This is a genomic window from Methanobrevibacter arboriphilus, assembly GCF_019669925.1.
GTDB lineage: Archaea > Methanobacteriota > Methanobacteria > Methanobacteriales > Methanobacteriaceae > Methanobinarius > Methanobinarius arboriphilus_A.
On record NZ_AP019779.1, the window covers coordinates 114118 to 136676 of the forward strand.

Genomic DNA, 22559 nt, shown 5'->3' on the forward strand with positions numbered 1-22559 from the left:
ATATTTTAAATAAAAAATTCATAATGATAATAAATAAATATAACAAAAATAAAGATATTTATATGACTATTAAATTCATTTAAATCATTATTATTTTTATTATTTAGAATATTTTTCATCTACTAACAAAAATAATATTTTATAAAATAATAATATAAAGAAATAATAATATAAAGAAATAATATTATAAAAAATAATAATATAAGTGTTATTATATAAAGTTATGATAAAATAATAGTAGTAGATAAAATAATATTATGAAATATAGAAATAGTTAAAATATTGTTTATAAATCTTATAGTATATAGTATAATTATAAAAGATAGTTATTTATTATATTATTAGTATTATTAGCAGTGGATGATAATAATATCAGAACTAATGATTTATTTTTAATGAATGTTTATAATTAAATGAAATTTTAACTTAATTATATTTATTAGTTAATTGGTGATATAATGAAAGGACCTTGGGTAGAAAAATACAGACCACAAACTTTAGAAGATGTTGTAGGGCAAAAACACATTATTGAGCGATTAAAAAATTATGTAAATGAAGAAGGAATGCCAAACTTAATGTTTACAGGTCCTGCAGGAGTTGGAAAAACAACAACTGCCCTTGCTCTAGTTAAATCTATTTTAGGTGAATATTGGCGTCAAAACTTTTTAGAATTAAATGCTTCAGATGCAAGAGGTATTGAAACTGTTCGTACTAATATTAAGAATTTTTGCCGTTTGAAGCCTGTTGGAGCTCCATTTAGGATAATTTTCTTAGATGAAGTTGATAACATGACTAAAGATGCTCAACATGCATTGCGTCGTGAGATGGAGATGTATACTAAAACTGCTTCATTTATACTCTCATGTAATTACTCTTCTAAGATTATTGACCCTATTCAATCAAGATGTGCTATATTTAGATTTGCTCCAATTAAAGGTCAAGATGTTGCAGATAGATTAGAATACATAGCTAATCAAGAAAATCTAGACTATGAATCAAATTCTATTGAAACTATAGTTTACTTTGCTGAAGGAGACCTACGTAAAGCAATTAATCTCCTTCAAGCTGCAGCATCTGGTGAAGGTACAATAACAGAAGATAGAATATATGAGGTTGTTTCAAAGGCAAGGCCAAAAGATATTAGTGATATGGTTACTAAAGCTCTTACTGGTGATTTCATGGGCGCGAGAGACTTACTTCGTGAAACAATGGTTTTACAAGGAACTAGTGGAGAAGATATGGTAAATCAGATTTACCAAGATGTTACTAAAAGAGCAATGGAAGGGAAAATGGATGGAGAAGTGTATATTCCTTTGATTGAAGCTATTGCTGATTCTGACTTTAGAATTAGGGAAGGTGCAAACCCGAGGATTCAATTAGAAGCACTTTTAACTAAATTTTTATAATTACATTTATTATAAAATATTTAATGTATTAAATTATTATATTTTAGTATTATAGCTATTTAGAATTGTATTTAGTTGTAATCATAGCTATTTAGCATTATATTAACTATTTAACATTAGATTAGCTATTTATTATATATAGGTAAGTAATATGCGTTGGACAGAAAAATACCGACCAAAAAATTTTGATGAAATTATTGGAAACGGTAAACAGAAAAAAGAAATTGAAGCATGGGTTAAAGAGTGGAAAGAAGGTAATCCTCAGCCATGCTTATTACTTGTTGGACCAGCTGGAACTGGGAAAACAACCATTGCTCATGTAATAGCTCGTGAATTTTCAGACTTTATTGAGCTTAATGCGAGTGATAAACGTTCCTATGACATAATCATGAATACTGTAGGTCAATCAGCAACTACCAAATCATTTTTTACTAATGATAATGAGTATAAACTTATTATATTAGATGAAGTCGATGGTATTCATGGAACTGATGATAGAGGTGGAACTAGAGCTATTGGTAAAATAATTAAAGAAAGTATCCATCCTATTGTTATGACAGCTAATGACTTTTATAGTAAAAGATTGACTAGTATAAAACCAAAATGTAAAGTCATTAAGATAGGAAAAGTCCATACTAATTCTATAAATGCATTACTCAAAAGAATATGTGTAAAAGAAGGAATTGAAGCAGACCCTGAAGCTGTACGTGCTTTAGCTAAAGGTTCTAATGGTGATATGAGATCAGCTTTAAACACTCTTCAAGTTATAGCTGAAGAAACTAAAAAACTTGAGATGTCTGACTTAGAGCTTGTTTCTCAAAAAGACAATACTAATAATATTTTTGATAGTGTTAGAAGAGTTTTAAAAAGTAAAAGTATTGATAAAGTAAAGAATTCTCTTAGATTAGATGAGGATCCAACTTTAGTATTAGAGTATATTGCTGAAAATATTCCTAGAGAATATGAAAAACCTAAAGAAATTAAAAAAGCTTATGAAATGGTTAGTGAAGCTGATTTATACTTTGGAAGAGCTAGGCAAACTAGAAATTATACTTATTGGAGATATGCTAGTGAATTTATGGGGGTTGGTGTTGCATTATCTAAAGATGATACTTATAAAAAATTCACAAGGCTTACTGGTGCAATGGCATTCTCTCTAATGGGAAGGACTAAAGGTAAAAGAGCTCTTAGAGATGGAATTGCAGAGAAAATGGCTGAAAAAATTCATGTTTCTAATAGTGTGGCTATTTCAATGTTTCCTTATCTTGAAATAATGTTTGAAAATGATGATGTAGCTTATGATATTTCCACATTCTTTGATTTTGATGAAGATGAAATAAAAAGATTCAGGAAAAGAAAAATTCCAAAGTCTGTTATTAAAAGAAAAGAAAAAGAAAGACAAGAAGAATTAGATAAAAGAAAAGAAAAACAAAATCAGGATGATTTAGCTAAAGAAAAAAATATTAAATTGAACAATAACTCATTAAATCAGGAAGAATCATTATTTACATCTAATTTAGAGCCTAATATAAAAAATAAAGAATCTAATTTAAAATTAGAAACTGAAAAAACAAAAGAAAATAAAGAAGAGTTAAATTCTTCAAAAAAAGACAGGATAAATAAAAATAAATCCAAAAAAGAAGAAGAAACTACTAAAACAGATGATGATAAAGAGAATAATATTAAAAAAGATAAAGAAATCAAAAAAGATTCTGCTCAAAAATCTTTATTTAATTTTTAATATATATTATTTTTTTTGTTTATTTTTAGAATTAATCTTTTTATTTATATATTCTTATATTCTTATATTTTTTATTTTTTGATATAACTAGTAATATTCCATTAATTCTTCAAATTCAGGAGTAGCTATAAATTCATCAATAAAGTCATTTATATCTTTAATAAATTCTTTTTTTCTATTTTCAAGATCTTTAATTTTGGAATAGTCTTTTTTTAGTGTTAATATTAGTTTAATATCATCAGTTTCAAGTTCTATTTCTGGATATTCTAGACCAAGCAGTTCTTGTTCTAAATCATCAAAATTAGTCATGTCATCAATTTTTTTTATATTATCTAACTTATTGTATAATTTATCATTTAATTTATTATCTAGTTTATTTGGATTATCTACTTCTTTTAAATCCATAGTTAAAACCTTCTAAAATTTATTAAGCTCTTCCTAATTCTTTGTGAGCTCTAGCTAGATGTCCTGCAGCTAATGCACCCATTAAAGATAATTCTCCAGCTAAAACGGTAGCTATCACTATTTCTGCAAACTTTTTAACATTTCCAGATCCAGCTACACCTAAAATTTCCAATGATTCATTTGCTGTTTTAAGGCTTGTTCCACCACCAATTGTAGCTATTGGTAAATCAGGCATGGTTACAGAAAAGTATAAATCTCCATCTCTATCTTCTGCTGTGGTTATTCCTAATGATCCTTCAACTACATGAGCTATATCTTGACCTGTAGCTAAAAATATCGCTCCAATCATATTTGCAAAGTGTGCATTAAATCCCATACTTCCACTAATAGCTGATCCAATTAGATTTTTAGCTGTGTTAACTTCTACTATTGCTTCTGCTGTAGTTTTGAGTTTATTTTTAACTATCTCTTCTGGGATAATTATATCTGCAATCACAGTTTTACCTCTACCTTCAACTAAATTGATGGAAGATGGTTTTTTATCAACACATGCATTACCACTTAGTGCGATTAATTGAGCATCTGTTTCATTTAATAAAAGTTCTAAAACTTTTTCTGTAGCTATTGTAACCATGTTCATTCCCATACTATCTCCAGTAGAGTAAACAAAACGAGGGTAAATGTAATTTCCCACAACAAGTATTGGGTCAATTTTTAAAAGTTTTCCATGGTTTGTGGTACTTTCCGCTATTTTTTTTAGTTTTTGGAAGTTGTCTTCAAACCATTTTTTAATTTCAATGGCTTGAACTCCAGATTTTGCTTTAATCACAGGTGCTCTTGTCATTTTATCATCAATAACTCTAGCATTCACTCCTCCTGCTTCTGTTATTGTAGAACATCCTCTGTTAACTGATGCTACAAGAGCTCCTTCAGATGTTGCAAGTGGAACATAAAAATCTTTATTTTCTGTGTATTCTCCATTGATTCTTAATGGTCCTGCAACTCCAATTGGGATTTGTATTGTTCCAATGGGGTTTTCAATATTTTTTTTAGAAGCTGATTCCATATCAAGAGTGTAATTAGATATTGTATTGAGTTTTGTATTGGTGGTTTCTTCAATAAACTCTCTTCTTATATCAATAGCTTGTTCAGTAGAAGATGAATATTTATCAACTTCATATAATTTCATTTCACCATTTTTAAGTTTTTGGATTATATCTTTTTTATCCATAAAGAAAGCTCCTGTTTCGTCAGATTGTTTTAATTAATTCAACGATGTCTGAAGGCTTTTTAGCTACACTTACACCTGCTTTTTTAAGAGCTCTCATTTTACTTTCTGCAGTTCCACTATTTCCTTCAATTATAGCTCCGGCATGTCCCATTCTTTTACCTGGAGGTGCAGTTATACCTGCAATATATGAGACAACTGGTTTTGAGATGTTTTTGTCAATATATTCTGCAGCTTTTTCCTCAGCATTTCCTCCAATTTCTCCAATCATCACAATTTTTTCTGTTTCTGGATCATCTTCAAATTTTTGCAGTATTGTAGAGTAGTTTGTTCCAATTACAGGATCTCCTCCAATTCCAATACATGTACTTTGACCAATTCCTTCTCTGGTAAGTTGACTAGCTACTTCATAGGTTAAAGTTCCACTTCTAGATATAACTCCTACATTTCCTTCTGAAAATATATGAGTTGGCATAATCCCCATCTTTCCAACTTTTGGAGATATTATTCCTGGTGTATTAGGTCCAATAACAGTAACATCTTTATTTTTCCCATAAGCCATTATTTCCATTGAATCATGGACTGGTATATGTTCTGTGATAATAACTACAAGATCTAAATGCTTTATTGATTCAAAAGCTGCATCTTTTGCAAAAGGAGCTGGAACAAATATTATTGAAGCATTGACATTTGTTTCTTCTTTAGCTGCTTCGATAGAATCAAATATAGGTACATTTTGAAATTGTTGCCCTCCTTTTCCAGGAGTTACGCCGGCTACAATATTTGTATTATATTGAAGCATTTGCTCTGTATGGAACGATCCTTGTTTTCCTGTAATTCCTTGAACTAAACATCTTGTATCTTCATTTAATAAGATCATTTTTACCCTCATTTTATTTTATAATATATTTTATAATGATTTATTTAATATCTCAGTTATATTTAATAATAATATTTAATAAATTTAATAATAATAATATTTAATAATCAAGTGTTGTTTTTGATTATTTTAAAATTCTAGACCTTTCTTGAAAAGGAATTGATAAATCAATAACATTACCATTCATAAAAGCAGAAACTGAAAAAATCACACTTCCTGGAATAACATTACAAGGAGTTCCTCTTTCAACAAGATAAGTATTTTTATTTCCACAAGCTGCACCAATCATAGCTCCTGCAATTACTCCAACAGATTCAATATTTTCAACACTAGCTACAACAATAGGATCATCAGTTTCACTTGATACATAACCTACTCCCGGAATTTTCTTTTGACCACCTATTTTATCACATATGTCAGTAAGACCAGACATACCAGTAGCTGCATCAATACAAGAGTTAGCTACATCTTCTACGAATGATTCTCCTCCATAAGTATCAAATGCAACTATAATTGCATCAGGATATCTATCCTGCCTAATATTTGCTTCTCCATAAGAAATTCCTTCTCCTGCAGTTTCTGGATTATCAGATATTCCAGCCACATCACCAATATCTTCAGCATTCTTTCTTAGAATATTTACGATCCCTTGATTTATTTTTTCTAGTAGATTATCTTCTACAAAAGCAGATATTACTATATCATCACCTGTGATGTTTGTTAAAGCAGCACTATGTGCTCCTGCTTCAATCAACTTATGGATATCATTTTCTATATCATTAATCAATGAATAACTACAAGAAACATCATTTTTAGAGATATCTGCTCCAATAGCTGTTATTTTCAATTTAACACCTAGTAATTTTTAATTTATTCTATAATTTTTAATTTATTAATTCTTTATATGTTTAATTATATACTTAATAATTTAATTATTAATGTTTATGATAATTATTATTTATTAATTCTTATTTATATTATTGTAGGTTTTATCTATTCTTTTTGAATTTTATTTGTTATATTAATTATTTTTAAAAAACAGTAAAAAAACAGTAAAGTTAATTAAGAGTAAATACAAAACATATCTTTACAAAACATTACTTTAAAAAATATAATTTTATAAAATATAATTTTATATTACATTAATTTATATTATAAATAATTCATACGATTATTAATTAATATTACAATTAATCTATATTAGAAACATAATTCATACTACTAATTAATTCATACTACTATTGTTTACTATTATAATTAATTTATATTAAAATTAAGAATGATTTCATAGATAATTTAATCAAAGAGGAAGAATATTGATTTCACAGACTAAAATAGCTATTCCTATTCTACAAGAAAAAGAAGAAGATATAATTAATACTGCTCAAGATTTTGTTAAAAAAGGGGCTGATCTTCTTGAACTTAGGATTGATGGTATAGCTAATGTTAATTCTGATATGGTTAAAAATATTATTGAGTCTATTAATTTTCCAGTTATAGCAACTAATCGTTCTAAAAAGGAAGGAGGATTCTTTTTAGGTAGTGAAAAAGAAAGGATAAATATTCTTAAAAATTGTTGTGATTTAGAAAATGTTGAGTATATTGATATAGAACTTCAAACTGATCCTTGTCTTCGAAATTTTCTTATTGATAAATGTAGAGAAGCTAATGTTAAAACTATCATATCTTTTCATGATTTTGAAAAAACACCTTCAGTTGATTATTTACTTAAAATTGTAAATGAAGAAAAAGAATTAGGTGATGTAGCTAAAATTGCTGTTATGCCAAGAAATTTAGAGGATACTATAAATGTTTTAGCTATAATGTCTCATTGTGATAATACAATAGCTATATCTATGGGTGAAATAGGAAGTTATACTCGAGTTATGGCCTCTAAATTCAATGCACCTTTTACATTTGCTACTGGTGGAGATGTGACAGCTCCTGGTCAGATTGATATTGAAACTATGAAACTACTAATAAACATGGATCTAATGGATCATGATGATCTTTTAGATGATATTTAGCTTTTTTAACTCTTTAAATTTTTTAAATTTTTTTAATTTCTTATCTATTCTTAGCTATTTTTAATTTCTTATCTATTCTTAGCTATTTTTAATTTCTTATCTATTTTTAGCTATTTTTTACCTATTTTTAATTTATTATTTATTTTTAGCTATTTTTAATTTTTTTATCTATTTTTACTTATTTTTTAACTATTTTTAACTATTTTAGCTAATTTTTAAATCTTTTTAATCTTTTTTAAAAAGATTATTTTGATTATAATATTTTGTGTAATATTTTCTGAAATTTTATTTATATTTTTATTAAATTTTTTATTCTTAAATGATTTATTCATCTTATTATTACTATAAAAAATTATATCATTATGAATAATTAATATACTATTATCTCGTTATATACAGTAATATTGATAATGTTAGTAATATTGGTGATATTAGTAATATTGATAATGTTAGTAATATTGGTGATATTATTAATATTAGTTATTAATCATATTAAATAATATTAATAATGATAATATTTGAAATAGTCATAATGAAAAAATTCAACGATAATAATTATCGGAGGTATTTTTATAAAGAAAAATAAAATAATACTGATTACTATAGCTTTAATCTTAATTATTTGTGCAGGAATTGGTATAACCTCTTCAGTTTTTGCTGATACAGCAATTATTGATGTTAATTTAGATGGGCAAAATGCAACTGTCAATGTGATTTCTTCTCCATTTGGAAAAGATTTAGGTAGTATGAATGCTGATTTGGAAAATTATACATACTATCAGATGAATAATATTGATAGTAATGCAAGTACACTAAGAGCAGGAATAACAGAAATAGCTGAAAACTATGGGTTTAAAGATATAGAAATTAATATTAATTCTCAGTTTGGTGAAAATCAAATGCCTATGCAAGTTACTGTTGATGGAGTTTCAATGGTTCCTACATTGCAGGATGGAGAGAATGTTATAATTCAAAAAACAAAAAATCCTAAAGTTGGAGATATTATTGTTGTTAAAGATCCTGAAGAAACTCTTCTTATAAAACGTTTAGGAAATATTAGTGGGGATAGAATCTTTTTATCAAGTGATAATAATGATACTGTCACTGCCATTGTAAATGGGTCTTATGTGGAAATGATAGCTCTTGAAAAATGGACTAATGCTTCTAATGTTGTGGGAGTAGCTAGAATATTCAATGTTTAGTTTTAATATTGCTTTTTATCTTATTTTAAGTTTTAATACTTATTAAACTTCAATAGAATAAATACTTTCTATATTATCTTTATGTATTTTAAAAGCATCTTTTTCTGTGAATATTTCTTTATTTATAAAATCAAGAGTTCTTTTTGGAACGGTTTTTGGACCTAGTACTGCTCCAGGACGAGTTAGATCATCAAGATAATCAGTTTCCATTAAAAAATTGTTTCCTTTGGATATAGCTATTTTAATATTATCTTTTCCTGACATAACCGAAGGTGTAAGACCAAAATTTTCATCTTTTTTTATATAAGGTCCTGAAAAATGTTTTATTAATTTTTTCTTATTGAAATTGATTTCATCTGCAAATGATGCAAACTCTTTAAATTCTTTTTCACTAGCTGATTCTGTATGTAATTGTACAGGACAATCAATATCTTTAGCTAATTCTAATCCATATTTAAGAACTTTATTTTGATATTCCATTTCTTCTTCTGATACTTCATAATGAGGTCTGCCTATCTCACCAATTCCAACAGCTTTTTTTTCTAAAATTAATTTTTTTCCATATTCTAATGCTTTCTTAACCATTTCAAAACTATCTTCTAAAGATTTTCCACTTTCAACAAGCCTTGAAATTTCAGCAGGATGAACACCAACGATGGGGAATGCTTTAACTTCTGTATTTTCACTAATGTCTTTTGCATAGCTAATAACTAAATCCATAGATTTTTTAAACTTAAATGGCTCTCCAAAAGTCCATGAAGGTTTGTTAGGTATTATCATAACTCTTCCACCCACATTATAAAATTGTTTAGCTACTTTTACAGGACCAATGCCATTAATAGGATCTACATGGATATGATTGTCGGTTATTGGAATTTCTAATGGATTAGCTTTCATATTATCTACCTATTACTTATTTATTATTTATATATTATCTACCTATTATTTACTTATCATTTATATATTATCTGCATATTATTTATTGTTTATCTATTATCGTTCTATTAATGTTTTCAAGGATTATGATATCTTAAATTTCAAAAATTTTAATTTTAGATTATTTTTAATAGTAATTATATTAATAAATATAGTTATATTTAATAATTTATACTAATTTATAACAACATAATAACATTTAAAATTACTACTTCGTAGTATTATTAATAGTAAAACTTATAATATAGTTATTAAATATATTTTTGTTAAGTTTTAGTTATTTAAAACTATATAAAATTATTTGTGAATCATATTTGATTTAATCTAAAAAACTATCTTTTTAGACGGGATTCATATTTTTTTATCAGGGGGAGATTTTATGAATTTTTTTAGATATTATTTTGATAAAGCATTTAACAGAAAAATCATTGCAATTGATAAGCCCATCTTTAAAAATAATGGCTTTTTTTATAATATTTCCACAACTCATGATTTAGATAAATATTTTCTTAAAAAAGATAGCTTTATTGATCATATAAATGTGAAAGATGATTTATCTTCAGTTCCTGAAGGAATATCAATAATACCTATTTTATCCAATGTTTTACCTGTTAGTTGGATTATGGATGCTACAATAGTCATAGATGAGTTAGACAAAACTTTTTTTGAATCAATTAAAACAATTAAAGAAAATTTTTCTTTAATGTTTCCTAAAATTGAATTTAAAGGTAGGTTAATTGTTAAAAAAATTGTTGATTATGATAGAATTTTCATGGAAGATAAATATATGTCATTTTTCAGTGGAGGAGTTGATTCAACATTCACTGTTATTAATAATATTGATAAAAAACCAGTTTTAACTAGTATTTGGGGTTCTGATATGCCTATTGATGAAACTGAAGGTTGGAAAAATTTATCAGACATAATTAATCAATTTTCCAAGGAATTTGATTTAGAAAAGGTTTTTATTAAATCTGATTTTAAGGAATTGTTGAATATTAAAAAACTTAATGGGGAAATTATAGCTATTAATGACAATTGGTGGCATGGTCTTCAGCATGGAATAAGTATAATAAGTCATGGTGTTATTTATGCTTATAAAAATCAAATAGGAAATATATTAATAGCTTCATCACATTCTACAAGGGATTTAGAAGAGAGAGGTGTAGAAGTTATTCCTTGTGGATCTTCACCAATAATTGATAATTATTTTAAATTTTCTAATTGTAAAGTTATCCATGATGGATTTGATTTTACAAGACAAGAAAAAATTGGAAAAATACTAGACTATGTAAATGAAAATGATAAGAATGTTTATATAAAAGTTTGTTGGGAAAGCATTTCAGGAAAAAATTGTAGTAAGTGTGTTAAATGCTGTAAATCTATGTTAGGGGTTCTTGCTGAGAAACAAGATCCAAATTTATTTGGATTTGAGTTTGATGAAAGTATATTAGATGAGATTTATGAGAAAGTTACTAATTCTGAAGACTATGGGGTTTATTGGGATATAAATAAAGGAAATTATTGGAAACATATTTTTGAACGTTTTCAAGAAGATCCTGAATATTGGAAAGAAAAAAAGAATTTAAAATGGATTTTTGATTTAAAATTGTAACATATAATAATTTTAAAAACATATATTTAAAAACATATATTTAAAATTATATTTAAAAATATATAATTTAAAAAGATATATAGTAATTTTAAATTATCAATATTCTTTATTTATCCTTGTTTAGCTATACAAAATCTACAAACTGCTTTTAAGTTCCCTACATTGTTATTTTTCACAGGACAATAATAAGTTCCATTTTCATATCTAACTTTAGTATGTCCTGGGAATATACTTCCTACATGATGAATTGGTTCATCTAAAATAAAAGTTGTGTAAATACAGATTAGATAGTATATTAGTCTTTGAACTTTTGTTCCATTTTCTTTACTTTCTAGTTTAGTTTTTATTTTATCTTTTTCATTTTTTTCTACTTCATTCTCTAATTTAATTTCTTCATTATTCTCTAACTTATTTTCTACTTTATTTTCTACTTTATTTTTTATTTTACTTTTTATTTTATTTTCTACTTTTCTTTGATCATCTTGTTTTTTAAAGTAATCAATAGCTTTTAAAAAGGTTTTTTTATTAATATTATCTTTATAATCTTTATTGTCCTTTTTTATATCTTTTATTCGCATATAAAAGTTTTTTACATATATATCATCAAAATGACCTTTATACTCCTCTTGAACATATTTACATGATTCTCTAAATTTAGATGTTGAATTCATAATATCAAAAACAGAAACGTTTTCAGCCCATTTTTTTAAAATTTTTAATATATCATTTTTAGATATTTCATCATTAGTTTCTAATGATTTTAAATCTTCAAATAGCATTTTTTCACACTTTTTATTAAATATTTCATTAAATATTTTCTTATCAATTATATCTTAATAAACTCATCGATTAACATCTAATTTCATTAATATTATTTTTATTATAATTAATATCAGCTTTCATAGTCGATATTCGTTTTTATTATCATTAATATCAACTTTTATCATCAATATTTATTTTTATTATCATTTATTCATTTGTTATTATTAATATTAATTTTTAATATTTTTATGTAAATTTATACTGAAAACTTTATATCTAATACTATTTTAAATAATATTACATTAATTCAAAATATAAAAAATAAAAATGTTAATAAAAACAATTTATTTATAAAAGTATCATACTATATGAAGGGATAATATGGCTATTTTACTTACAAATATTAGTGAAAATATATTAAACGAAAATATTATAAAAGAAAGTTTTACTAAGCTAAAAAATAAAGATGAATTAATAAATGAGGAAATAACAGAGATATTTTATCTTAATGAAAAAATATCAGAACAAAATGGGATTTTTGATAATATAAAAGTAAATAAGTTTGAAATAGACATAAATAAAGATATGGATGAGGTTTATAATGATATAAATCAAATTATTGAAGATATTTTGGATAAAAAACAATTCATAGATGTGATAGTAGACACTAGTTTTCTTGCATATTTAATATTAGAAGTACTAATAAAAAACTTTAAAATTACTGATGTTTTTATGTTAGAAAACAATAAATTAACAAAAGCCCATCCTTGTGGATGTGAACCTGAATATAAGGGATATTAGAATATTAAGATCACAGATTTAAATGTAAAATAAAAGATAGGTAAAATAATAGACTTTATAAATAATTTTTTAATTTTTTATTAATCCTTTATCAATTTTTTATTTTTTTATTAACATTTTTATTAGAAATATTTATATATTGTTTGATATAAATATAATCAGTAATACTGATTATCATAAAATATGATTAATTTTTGGAGAGAAAATTTTGTGTTTAAATAACGATTATTTAGATGTGAATAATAGTTATGGGTATGTACTTGCAACTATTCTTCATAAATTTGGAGAAAAGTTTGATGAAGCTTTAAAAGATTATTCTATAGTAACAAATCATTATCGTGTGCTTGTATCAATTTTTAACAATGAAAAAATCAATCAAAAAAAATTAGGAGAAATTTTAAAGATTGATAGAACTACTATGGTATATCTTATTGATCATCTTGAAGATGAAGGATATATAATAAGACAAAAAAATCAAGAAGATAGGCGATCTTTTCAATTAGTACTTACAAATAAAGGAAAATCTATAATAAATCCTATATGTAGAATTAGAGATGAGATACATGATCAATGTTTAAAAGAGTTGACTGAAAATGAAAAAAGAATACTTAGAGAAATCTGTAAAAAAATAGGAGATGATTAGATTACAACTAATAATAAAAATAGCACTAAAAATACTAATGGGGTTTCGATTTTATTGGGAGATCCAAAAAAAGCTGTTCTAAAGTTATCTATTCCTATGATTATTGCTATGATCATAAATTCTCTCTATGCATTTATTGATGGAGTATGGGTAGCTGGACTAGGAGATGCATCATTAGCTGCAATAGGCTTTGTAAATCCATTATATCTAATAGTTTTTGGAGTTTCAAATGGAATTGGTGCAGGTGCTACAGCCGTAATCTCTAGGTATATAGGCTCAAAAAATAAAAAAGAAGCAGATAATGCAGCTTTACATGTAATTTTACTAACTATTATTATTACAATCATATTTACAGCATTGATTCTAATTTTTCTCAAACCAATATTATTAACAATGGGTGCAGGACCTACTATAAATTTAGGAATGGAATATGGTAATATTCTATTTTTAGGAACTATTTTCATAGTTTTTTCAGCTACAGCTTATGGAATATTAAGAGCTGAGGGAAATGTTATAAAAACAACTTATGCTATGTTATTTGGAGCAATATTAAATATGTTTCTAGATCCAATTTTCATTTATTATCTTGATTTAGGTGTAGCTGGAGCAGCTATTGCAACAGTAATATCTATGGGATTAGTTTCATTATTATTGTTGTATTGGTTTAAAGGAGATACATATATCAAATTTTCTCTAAAAGATTTTATATATAAGAGTAAACTTATAAAAGAGATTTTAAGTGTAGGATTACCTGCTGGTGTTGAATTTTTCCTTATAAGTGTTCTTGCAATAACATTAAATGCTATTTTGATGATTGTATCTGGTGTAGATGGTGTTGCTGTGTATACTGGAGGTTGGCGTTTTGTTGCAATAGTAATGGTGATTCCTATAGCTATTGGAACATCTGTAATAGCAATAACTGGTGCAAATCTCGGAGCAAAAAGATATGAGAATATAGATATAACTCATAGCTATGCAATAAAGTTTGGAACTTTAATTATTGTAATCTTATCAATAGCTATCTTCATTTTGGCTCCATATATTAGTTATTTATTTGCATATACCCCAGGTTCTGAAAATTTATTAGGGCAAATGACAGATTTCTTAAGGATCACCTGTTTATTTTATTTATTTTTCCCATTAGGAGTTGTATCATCTTCAGTTTTCCAAGGATTAGGAAAAGGATTGAATTCTTTGATAATTGCATTTATAAGAGCATTAATTCTTCAAATAGTATTTTCATATGTTTTTGCAATTGTTTTAAATTTAGGACAAACTGGTGTTTGGTATGGAATTGTACTTGGAAATGCAATTGGAGCAATAATAGCATATATATGGTCTAAAATTTATATAAGTAAACTTTCTAATGAAGATGAAAAATTTTGTTGATTAATTTTTAATAAAACTAATAATTTTATAAAAAAGAAAAAATTATAATAATTGAAATTTATAAATATATAATAGGTGTTTTTATGAAAATATTTACTATGGGATCTTCAGGGAAAACAGCAGAAGAATTCTTTAATAATATCGATAAAAATAAAGTTGAACTTTTATTGGATGTTCGTTTACATAATCATTCTCAGTTATTAGGTTTTACTAAGGGGACTGATTTGGAATATTTCTTAGATAAATTATCTTCTTGTGAATATGTACATGATGAAATGTTTTGTACAACAGAGGATGTCTTAAAGGAATACAGGAAAAAAACAATAGGTTGGAAAGAGTATAAAAAACATTATTTAGAATTAATGAAAAAAAGAGATATGGTTTCTTTGTTTAAAAAAGAACATGGTAATCACGATAATGTTTTGATTTTATGTAGTGAAAAAGAACCTGATACCTGCCATAGAATATTGTTAGCAGATAAATTAGCTGAAAAACCAGAAGATGTAACACATTTGTAGATTAGGTAATTTTATCATTATGTTTTTATAAATATACAATTATATTCTTTATAATTATATAAGTATATTCTTTATAATCATATAATTATATTTTTTATAATTATATTTTTATATTTTTTTATATTTTTTATAATTTTTTATAATTTTTTTTAAACATCTTTTTATTGTTATTTTTTTTTATTTTGCTTTCTATATAATTTTTATTTTTATTTTTATCAGACTTTTATTCTATTGTTTTTATATTTTAGTTTCAATATTTTAGAGTTTAAAGTTATAATATAGTTTAAAGTTATAATATATATTAAATAGATTTTTATGAGAATTAGAATTTTTATAATAATTAGATATATATTATATTAATTATATATTAATTTAAATGAGATATAAGCTATAAAATGGATGATAAAATGGAAGTAAAGGCTGTATATTTTAGTCCAACAAGGACTAGTGAAAAAATAACTATGACAATAGCACGAAAAGTAGCAATGAAATTGAAAACATCTTTAAAAGATATAAATATTACTAAAAATCATGATATAGGGAGGATTCCTGAATTTTCAAAAGAAGATATTCTTATTTTAGGTTTGCCTGTTTATTCTGGGAGAATTCCTGAAATAATAGAAGAATATGTTCATAATTTAAATGCTGATGGAACAAAGGCTATTGTAGTAGCTGTTTATGGAAACAGGGATTATGATGATGCATTACTTGAAATGAGAAACATATTAAATGAAAATGGGTTTGAAGTAATCGCAGGTGGGGCATTTATTGGAGAACATTCATTTACAGATAAAGTAGCTACAGGCCGACCTGATGAAAAAGACTTAGAAGAAGCAAGGGCATTTGGAGATTCAATAGTAATGAAACTTGAAAATATTGGTGATAATCAAGTTGATAGTATTGATATTAAAGGTAATTATCCTTACAAAGAAAGGGGAGTGCTCCCCCATGTTACACCCTCTACTAATGATGATTGTACCGAATGTATGGATTGTGCAGAAGAATGTCCAACTGGTGCTATAAGTATGGATAATCCAAGGGAAGCAGATCCAAAAAAATGTATTCTTTGTTGTGAATGTATAAAGATATGCCCTGAAGATGCAAAATTCAATGATAATGAAAAAATCATAGGGCTTGCTAAAATGTTAGAAGATAACTTTTCACAAAGGAGAGATCCAGAAATATTTATTTAAATATTTTAAGTATTTTTAGCTATTTTTTACCTATTTTTTATTTTTTTCTTCTTCTATGTATTTTTTTATCTTTTTTTCTTCCCATTCTTTTCCTAATAGTTTATTTTCAAATACAAAAATTCCTAAGAAGTGAAAGATCAAACCTATTCCCCAGAAGATAAGTGGGAATAAAAACCACCATGTACCTGGAGTGAATATTAAATTTATTATAAACAAAAAAAAGTTTATTATAATATATGTAACTAAATGAATATAAAATCCTTTTACATCATCCACTCTCTTTTTAGCTCTTTTGTAAGCTTTATCATCATAATTTTCCATTATATCACAATTTTTAAATCTATTATTATTGTTCTATTATTATTTTTATTATTAATATTACATATATTTTGTTTTATGGATAAATCTAATAAAAGCAGATTTTTATATTTAATAATATTTTTTTCTCTTTAATATTATTATATAAAAAAAGAATCAGATTTCTAGAAAAATATATAAGCATTGTAAATATATCTAATAATATGCCAAAAGAAACAGATGAAGATAAAGCTTTTGAAGCAGCTTTAAATGGCAAAATGGGGTGGAAATGTTCATGTTCATTGGATATTGTAGATAAAAAGTCCACTTTAATCGAGCTAAGGTGTAAAAGTTGCGGTAAAACTTTTAAATCAAATGTGGAAAAAGATTTTTGTTTTGATTGTAATAAGAAAGCTAGAAGCAAAAAATAGGATATAAAAAATTAGATAGTTAAATAATAAATGTAATAGTTACCATTTGATTTTTAATGGTTATTATCTGATTTTTATTAGTTATTAGTTGATTTTTTGGAAATCTTCATTTAGAATTGTTTTTCACAACAATATTTATGTTTTTATTATTCAGGTTTTTATTTTTAATATATCTTTTTCTATGTTTTTTATTTTACAATTGATATTTTAATTAAAAACAAAAATTATTATTATATAAGTATATATAAGTATTTATAAATAAAAATTATTTTTAAAGAAACTAGAAAATTATTTAAATCAGGAAAAAGAAAATATAATCATCTCAAAAGAATTATTTAATAATTTATGTTTTATTAATGATTTATATATTAAAATACACTGTTTAAAGTATATTTATCCATATTAATAAGATTTTTTAAAAGCCCAAGGGGTTGTTTATTTGAAAGTTAGGTTAAGTCAAGAACATGCATTATCTAAAAGAGTAGGTTTTGTTCCAAAACATTTTAAAAACACTTCAAGAGTTTATATTCAAGATGGGAAAAAGTTATATATTGATTATATTGAAGCTACTAATATTGGTAGAGGTAAGTTTAAGGATTTTTTAGAAGCTGTCCATAAGGAAGGTTTTAAAATTTATATTCCTCAAGCTCCAGTTTATTTGAAAAAAATCATTAGATCTTATCGCCTTCCTTTTGATATTTGGGTTGATGAAGATGAAAAGTTATGTTTAGACAATTATGCTGTCATCCATCCTGATATGTTACTAATTAAACCTAGAGAAAACTATGATCTTTTATAATTTTTTAAAAAGAGTTAATAATTATATACTTTGTTTTTAAAACTGTAGTTATTTATATAGCTACAATTATTTTTATATTACTTAAATTTATTTAATTTATAGAATTCAAGTTATAGAATTAAAAATTTATAAAATTAATAGTTATAGATTTAAAGAAAGGATTACTGATTATTTTAAAATTAAAATAATGGTTTTTATACTAAATATTAAAAAATTAAATATTAGTGACTAAAAATTAGAAGATTAAATATTAAAAATCAAATGGTATATATCAAAAATTAAATATTAAATTTTAGAAAATATTTTATTAATTCATTTTGTGTTTTTTATCTGTACAACCTACATCAAAGTCTTTATAATAACTAAATGATTCATTTTCTTCTTCGTTATTTTCTTTGTAGCCAATTTTATCTAGAACTGTTTTAACATCTACTTTTGTTTTAAAACAACCTGTTCTTGAAAGTAAAACTCCTTGTGGTGAAAAATCAGCTAATTTCATCATGGTTAAGTTTAAATCTTCATAACACGCTACTCCAAGCACAGATTCAAATTCATTGTTTTTAACAATCTTTTTTACAAAAGTTGATCCTGGAATTACAAAAACTTTATAACCCATTTTTTCTGCTTTTGGTTTTATTATTCCAATTGCACATTTACCACAACAATCACAAACTAGTCCTGTTTCATCTAATATAGCTTCACATTTTGGGTTTCTAAGACAATGTGGAAATACAATTATCTTTTTTCTAGGGTCTGCCTTGCTAAATCTTTTTTCGTTAACTTTATTTCTAACTTCAACTCCAATATGATCTACCATTGACTCATCAAACCCTAAACTTTTAGCTAATCTTTTTAATGGTGAGTAAAAAACATCCAATGCAAAAATAATTAACCTTGGGAAAATAAGTATGTCTTTTTTAAGTAGTATTCTACCTAAAATTAGGGCTAAAATGAGTAAGATAAATAATCCTACAGCTATTAAGACTAATGTTTGTCCAAATATTTGAAATAAAGTATCGATTGTCATGATTACATGCTAATTTTATTTTTTATTAAATTATGTTTTGTTATATAACTATTTATATTATATATATTATATATATTATTTATTATATTATTAAATTATTTATATATTATTAAACTATTTATTTATATTTTATTAGAATGTGTTATATTTATTAAATCGTATTTATAAGTGTAAATATTATTTATAAAGATAACATGTATATATTGTAAAAATAATTTGTATAATCATTTATATATTTTTAAAATTAATTTTTAAAAATATTTATTATTATATTTAAAATTATATTATATTTAAAATTATGAAATAATCATAATTTTTCTATTTTATAGTTCACTGTGTTTCCAGTAATATTAACACCATTTTTTGTTTTATAAATTTTTAATCCAGATAAACTATCACATGAACATAATATATCTTGTTCTGGATGTGTTCCAGGTGTTATATTACAATCTAGTCGAACACTTTCGCCTACAGATAAAACCATTTGTAATCTTTTTGAGCTTGGATGATCTTTTGGTAGGACAATTATTGGAGATTCCATTTCTCGTGTGATATATGCCATTGATTTTATAGCTTTTTCATATTTTTGTCCTGTTCCAAAAGATGATATAGCTATTAAATCATCTTCTTCTAGATATAGGACAATTTCTTCTTTTTCAGGAGTTCCTATAAATAGCATTTGTTCATTAGCTACTTTCACAACTCCAACTGTTCCTGTATCTCCAATTAAAAATAGTACCTCAGTTGGCTGTAAATCTATTTTTTGCAATTTATTTATTCCTTAAATTTAAAACAAGTATAAATATTAGTAAAAATTAAAAATTAAAAAATTAATCTAAACATTCTACATTGTCACTTTGACATGATGGGCAGATAACTCTTTTACCTAAGCCTTTAAAATCATTTCCACAATCTAAGCATTTATATCTTTTAGTTTTTAGTTTTTTCATTTTAATATCTGCCATTGGTCCTCCAACAGTACACATAAAAATCACCTTTTTTTTGTATATAACAATATTTATTATGTTTTTTTTAATATTTATTCTTTTTCTTCTATTAAATTATCTATATATTTTATTTTTTCTACTTTTATATAATCTCATTTCTTATATTTTCATCTTTTATTTCTTCTAATTTTATATAGTTCTATTTCATTTATTTTTTAAGTGTTTTTTTGTTTTATTTTTATAGATTTATTTTTATAGTTTTATTTTTATATTTTTATATCTTATTTTTTGTCTTTTTAGTTTCGTATATCTTTTTATTTTTGTATATAAATTGATTTTAGTAAAATTGATTTTAATAAAGTTATTATTTGTAATACCAAAATGTTTATATATCATAATATTTATTATAATATTTAGAATTAAAATTAGGAAATAGGTTTCCTATTTCCTTACATAGAGTATATGGTTGTGAAGGTTCATAAATAATGTAGACTTGAAAATTAATAGATTATTTAACAAATAATTAATCATGTTATATTAAAACTATTATATTTATATTAAAATATAAAATATTTTAAAGAAAATCTAGAACATTTCATTAAACTATTCAATGTTTAATAATAACTATAAAATTTAATAAAATATCATAAATAAAACAAAAATATCGTAAATAAAACAATATATATCTATCAGAAATTTTATAATTATAATGGATGTTTCAAAAATAATGATTATGAGGTATGTTTAAGTGGAACAAATAATATTAAGTTTAGCAATTGTAATGCTGCTTGGAGTTTTATGTATAAAATGTTTCAGTAAATTAGGTGTACCTGCCTTTTTAGGATTCTTACTAATCGGTATTTTACTTGGCCCATATGCAACAAACATATTAAACATTGAATTTATGGGATTAACTCAAGAAATTGCCACAATGGCAATGGTAATTCTATTGATTAGAGCAGGCTTGGGACTTAGCCGAGATTCTCTTCGTAAAGTTGGAAGGGTTGCAGTTGAGATGAGTTGTATTCCATCGGTCTTTGAAGGATTACTAGTTATGATTGTAGGTCATTATTTCCTTGGAATATCATTTATTGAATCAGGAATGTTAGGATTTATCCTAGCTGCTGTTTCACCAGCAATACTTGTTCCAAGAATGCTTAACTTAATTGATAAAGGATTAGGTACTAAAAAAGGTATTCCAGAAATTCTTTTAACAGGTTCATCAGCTGATGATGTTGTAGCTATTACAATATTTTCAGTATTTTTAGGGATGTACACTGGAGGAAATATTAATATTGTATGGAGTATAGCTAGTATACCTATATCATTGATATTGGGTGTTTTAACAGGATTTGTAACTGGACTGATTCTTTTATATGCATTTAGAAGATGGGACTTTTCAGATATTGAAAAATTGTTTGTTACACTTGCAACTGGAATACTTCTTAATTCTCTTGGTGAGGCTTTACAAGGAAGAATACCATTAGCTGGTCTTGTTGGAGTAATGGTCATTGGTTTCTTATTATTAGATCGTATGCCTAAAGTTGCATTAGGTTTATCAAATAGATATTCAAATTTATGGATAGTTGCAGAAATTGTTATTTTTGTACTTCTTGGAGCTCAATTAGAACTTCCTTTGTTAATTGAAACTCCTGAAGGCTTATTTGCACCAGTTATAATAGTTGGAATATTGGTTATATGTATGGGATTAATAGCTAGGTTTGGAGGAGTATTTATGGCTTTAGCTGGATCTGGATTAAACAATAAAGAAAAAATATTTTGTATGACTTCTTATATTCCAAAAGCAAATGTACAAGCTACCATTGGAGCAGTTCCTTTAGCTGCAGGAGTAGCTTCGGGAGAATTAATATTAGCTATTTCAGCTATATCTATAATATTTACAGCACCTTTAGGAGCTCTTTTAATAGATTTTTTTAATGATAAATTGTTAACTAAAGATGAAGATCTTGATAATTCAAAATCTATAGAAGTCCCTACAAATTAAGATTATTATGATAAATTAAGATTTTCATAACTTTAATTTTACATTTCTAATGTTTTTGATATTTTTAATATTTTTAATTTCAATATTTCTTAATACCTTACATTTTATACTTTTTCTTATTTTTAAAATACTACTTTTAAAGATTTTATAAGTCTTATATTTTTTGTTATAATTTTTTATTTTTTTATTATTTTTATAATTAATTTGTATATGATAAAATAAATATAGAATAAAAATAATATATATTCTCAAAGTATATTAAAATAAGCTTATGGATAAATTTATAATAATTTTATAGAAATTTATC

At 24.8% G+C, this 22559-nt stretch carries 24 protein-coding genes; 13 read left to right on the forward strand and 11 right to left on the reverse strand.

What is annotated here, in order from left to right; all coding sequences use genetic code 11:
• Window positions 1-458: 458 nt before the first annotated feature.
• Together MarbSA_RS00520 and MarbSA_RS00525 are read left to right on the forward strand one after the other, a co-directional pair.
• On the forward strand, window positions 459-1406 hold the full coding sequence (locus MarbSA_RS00520; RefSeq protein ID WP_054835206.1) for a replication factor C small subunit: 948 nt from the start codon (window positions 459-461) through the stop codon (window positions 1404-1406).
• A 151-nt stretch (window positions 1407-1557) separates the two neighbouring features.
• Window positions 1558-3147, forward strand: coding sequence for a replication factor C large subunit (locus tag MarbSA_RS00525; RefSeq protein WP_221061618.1), 1590 nt, complete (start codon window positions 1558-1560; stop codon window positions 3145-3147).
• Window positions 3148-3234: 87 nt separating this feature from the next.
• Here MarbSA_RS00525 and MarbSA_RS00530 read toward each other — a convergent pair whose 3' ends face one another.
• From MarbSA_RS00530 to MarbSA_RS00545, 4 genes are all read right to left on the reverse strand, one after another.
• Window positions 3235-3552 (reverse strand): hypothetical protein, encoded by a 318-nt coding sequence (locus tag MarbSA_RS00530; RefSeq protein ID WP_244987877.1) that lies wholly within the window; start codon window positions 3550-3552, stop codon window positions 3235-3237.
• 22 nt (window positions 3553-3574) lie between these two features.
• The gene (gene hmgA, locus MarbSA_RS00535) at window positions 3575-4783 is read right to left on the reverse strand and encodes a hydroxymethylglutaryl-CoA reductase (NADPH) (RefSeq protein ID WP_054835208.1); all 1209 of its coding nucleotides are present in this window, start codon (window positions 4781-4783) and stop codon (window positions 3575-3577) included.
• 19 nt (window positions 4784-4802) lie between these two features.
• On the reverse strand, window positions 4803-5660 hold the full coding sequence (sucD, locus tag MarbSA_RS00540) for a succinate--CoA ligase subunit alpha (protein WP_082398020.1): 858 nt from the start codon (window positions 5658-5660) through the stop codon (window positions 4803-4805).
• Between the two features lie 124 nt (window positions 5661-5784).
• Window positions 5785-6507, reverse strand: coding sequence for a hypothetical protein (locus tag MarbSA_RS00545; RefSeq protein WP_054835210.1), 723 nt, complete (start codon window positions 6505-6507; stop codon window positions 5785-5787).
• Window positions 6508-6976: 469 nt separating this feature from the next.
• On the opposite strand from MarbSA_RS00545, the gene aroD reads away from it, so the two are divergent.
• A complete protein-coding gene (aroD, locus tag MarbSA_RS00550) occupies window positions 6977-7687 on the forward strand; it encodes a type I 3-dehydroquinate dehydratase (protein ID WP_221061619.1) in 711 nt (236 codons plus the stop codon).
• A 502-nt stretch (window positions 7688-8189) separates the two neighbouring features.
• Here aroD and MarbSA_RS00555 read toward each other — a convergent pair.
• On the reverse strand, window positions 8190-8396 hold the full coding sequence (locus tag MarbSA_RS00555; protein ID WP_054835321.1) for a hypothetical protein: 207 nt from the start codon (window positions 8394-8396) through the stop codon (window positions 8190-8192).
• 1 nt (window position 8397) lies between these two features.
• Here MarbSA_RS00555 and MarbSA_RS00560 point away from each other — a divergent pair, with 1 nt between their 5' ends.
• Entirely contained in the window at window positions 8398-8889 is a 492-nt protein-coding gene (locus tag MarbSA_RS00560; RefSeq protein WP_221061620.1) for a S24/S26 family peptidase, read from the forward strand.
• Window positions 8890-8931: 42 nt separating this feature from the next.
• Here the strand turns inward: MarbSA_RS00560 and MarbSA_RS00565 are convergent, their stop codons facing one another.
• Window positions 8932-9786 (reverse strand): TatD family hydrolase, encoded by an 855-nt coding sequence (locus MarbSA_RS00565; protein ID WP_042703825.1) that lies wholly within the window; start codon window positions 9784-9786, stop codon window positions 8932-8934.
• A 418-nt stretch (window positions 9787-10204) separates the two neighbouring features.
• Here MarbSA_RS00565 and MarbSA_RS00570 point away from each other — a divergent pair, with 418 nt between their 5' ends.
• Window positions 10205-11440 carry a hypothetical protein gene (locus tag MarbSA_RS00570; protein ID WP_221061621.1) on the forward strand — a complete coding sequence of 412 codons (1236 nt, stop codon included), beginning with the start codon at window positions 10205-10207 and terminating at the stop codon, window positions 11438-11440.
• Between the two features lie 110 nt (window positions 11441-11550).
• Here MarbSA_RS00570 and MarbSA_RS00575 read toward each other — a convergent pair whose 3' ends face one another.
• Window positions 11551-12219, reverse strand: coding sequence for a DUF2115 family protein (locus tag MarbSA_RS00575; RefSeq protein WP_054835480.1), 669 nt, complete (start codon window positions 12217-12219; stop codon window positions 11551-11553).
• 364 nt (window positions 12220-12583) lie between these two features.
• Between MarbSA_RS00575 and MarbSA_RS00580 the strand changes: the two genes are divergently transcribed.
• From MarbSA_RS00580 to MarbSA_RS00600, 5 genes are all read left to right on the forward strand, one after another.
• Entirely contained in the window at window positions 12584-13003 is a 420-nt protein-coding gene (locus tag MarbSA_RS00580; RefSeq protein WP_054835481.1) for a hypothetical protein, read from the forward strand.
• 208 nt (window positions 13004-13211) lie between these two features.
• Complete coding sequence (locus tag MarbSA_RS00585) at window positions 13212-13646, forward strand: MarR family winged helix-turn-helix transcriptional regulator (RefSeq protein ID WP_221061622.1); 435 nt, start codon at window positions 13212-13214, stop codon at window positions 13644-13646.
• A gap of 54 nt (window positions 13647-13700) precedes the next feature.
• Window positions 13701-15035, forward strand: a complete 1335-nt coding sequence (locus MarbSA_RS00590) for an MATE family efflux transporter (RefSeq protein ID WP_244987878.1) — start codon at window positions 13701-13703, stop codon at window positions 15033-15035.
• 83 nt (window positions 15036-15118) lie between these two features.
• Window positions 15119-15553, forward strand: coding sequence for a DUF488 domain-containing protein (locus tag MarbSA_RS00595; RefSeq protein ID WP_221061623.1), 435 nt, complete (start codon window positions 15119-15121; stop codon window positions 15551-15553).
• A 407-nt stretch (window positions 15554-15960) separates the two neighbouring features.
• The gene (locus MarbSA_RS00600) at window positions 15961-16746 is read left to right on the forward strand and encodes an EFR1 family ferrodoxin (RefSeq protein ID WP_221061624.1); all 786 of its coding nucleotides are present in this window, start codon (window positions 15961-15963) and stop codon (window positions 16744-16746) included.
• A 30-nt stretch (window positions 16747-16776) separates the two neighbouring features.
• On the opposite strand, the gene MarbSA_RS00605 is transcribed toward MarbSA_RS00600, so the two are convergent.
• Entirely contained in the window at window positions 16777-17067 is a 291-nt protein-coding gene (locus tag MarbSA_RS00605) for a 2TM domain-containing protein (RefSeq protein WP_221061625.1), read from the reverse strand.
• A 200-nt stretch (window positions 17068-17267) separates the two neighbouring features.
• On the opposite strand from MarbSA_RS00605, the gene MarbSA_RS00610 reads away from it, so the two are divergent.
• Window positions 17268-17474, forward strand: a complete 207-nt coding sequence (locus MarbSA_RS00610) for a hypothetical protein (protein ID WP_042703834.1) — start codon at window positions 17268-17270, stop codon at window positions 17472-17474.
• Window positions 17475-17913: 439 nt separating this feature from the next.
• Window positions 17914-18273: a peroxiredoxin family protein gene (locus MarbSA_RS00615; protein WP_042703835.1), complete on the forward strand. Its 360-nt coding sequence runs from the start codon at window positions 17914-17916 to the stop codon at window positions 18271-18273.
• 307 nt (window positions 18274-18580) lie between these two features.
• Here the strand turns inward: MarbSA_RS00615 and MarbSA_RS00620 are convergent, their stop codons facing one another.
• The 3 genes from MarbSA_RS00620 to MarbSA_RS00630 form a co-directional block, all read right to left on the reverse strand.
• The gene (locus MarbSA_RS00620; RefSeq protein WP_155930712.1) at window positions 18581-19303 is read right to left on the reverse strand and encodes a DUF116 domain-containing protein; all 723 of its coding nucleotides are present in this window, start codon (window positions 19301-19303) and stop codon (window positions 18581-18583) included.
• A gap of 304 nt (window positions 19304-19607) precedes the next feature.
• Window positions 19608-20069, reverse strand: coding sequence for a hypothetical protein (locus MarbSA_RS00625; protein WP_231624335.1), 462 nt, complete (start codon window positions 20067-20069; stop codon window positions 19608-19610).
• Between the two features lie 61 nt (window positions 20070-20130).
• The gene (locus tag MarbSA_RS00630) at window positions 20131-20286 is read right to left on the reverse strand and encodes a hypothetical protein (RefSeq protein WP_169835758.1); all 156 of its coding nucleotides are present in this window, start codon (window positions 20284-20286) and stop codon (window positions 20131-20133) included.
• 709 nt (window positions 20287-20995) lie between these two features.
• Here MarbSA_RS00630 and MarbSA_RS00635 point away from each other — a divergent pair.
• On the forward strand, window positions 20996-22252 hold the full coding sequence (locus tag MarbSA_RS00635) for a cation:proton antiporter domain-containing protein (protein WP_054835847.1): 1257 nt from the start codon (window positions 20996-20998) through the stop codon (window positions 22250-22252).
• Window positions 22253-22559: the final 307 nt, after the last annotated feature.

Bases quoted from the DNA above. Each gene is read 5' to 3' on its own strand.
- MarbSA_RS00580 (WP_054835481.1), top strand. From the start codon at position 12,584: ATGGCTATTTTACTTACAAATATTAGTGAAAATATATTAAACGAAAAT.
- MarbSA_RS00565 (WP_042703825.1), bottom strand. From the start codon at position 9,786: ATGAAAGCTAATCCATTAGAAATTCCAATAACCGACAATCATATCCAT.
- MarbSA_RS00525 (WP_221061618.1), top strand. From the start codon at position 1,558: ATGCGTTGGACAGAAAAATACCGACCAAAAAATTTTGATGAAATTATT.
- MarbSA_RS00605 (WP_221061625.1), bottom strand. From the start codon at position 17,067: ATGGAAAATTATGATGATAAAGCTTACAAAAGAGCTAAAAAGAGAGTG.
- MarbSA_RS00595 (WP_221061623.1), top strand. From the start codon at position 15,119: ATGAAAATATTTACTATGGGATCTTCAGGGAAAACAGCAGAAGAATTC.
- MarbSA_RS00610 (WP_042703834.1), top strand. From the start codon at position 17,268: ATGCCAAAAGAAACAGATGAAGATAAAGCTTTTGAAGCAGCTTTAAAT.
- MarbSA_RS00530 (WP_244987877.1), bottom strand. From the start codon at position 3,552: ATGGATTTAAAAGAAGTAGATAATCCAAATAAACTAGATAATAAATTA.
- sucD (WP_082398020.1), bottom strand. From the start codon at position 5,660: ATGATCTTATTAAATGAAGATACAAGATGTTTAGTTCAAGGAATTACA.
- MarbSA_RS00520 (WP_054835206.1), top strand. From the start codon at position 459: ATGAAAGGACCTTGGGTAGAAAAATACAGACCACAAACTTTAGAAGAT.
- hmgA (WP_054835208.1), bottom strand. From the start codon at position 4,783: ATGGATAAAAAAGATATAATCCAAAAACTTAAAAATGGTGAAATGAAA.
- MarbSA_RS00575 (WP_054835480.1), bottom strand. From the start codon at position 12,219: ATGCTATTTGAAGATTTAAAATCATTAGAAACTAATGATGAAATATCT.
- MarbSA_RS00600 (WP_221061624.1), top strand. From the start codon at position 15,961: ATGGAAGTAAAGGCTGTATATTTTAGTCCAACAAGGACTAGTGAAAAA.
- MarbSA_RS00630 (WP_169835758.1), bottom strand. From the start codon at position 20,286: ATGTGTACTGTTGGAGGACCAATGGCAGATATTAAAATGAAAAAACTA.
- MarbSA_RS00570 (WP_221061621.1), top strand. From the start codon at position 10,205: ATGAATTTTTTTAGATATTATTTTGATAAAGCATTTAACAGAAAAATC.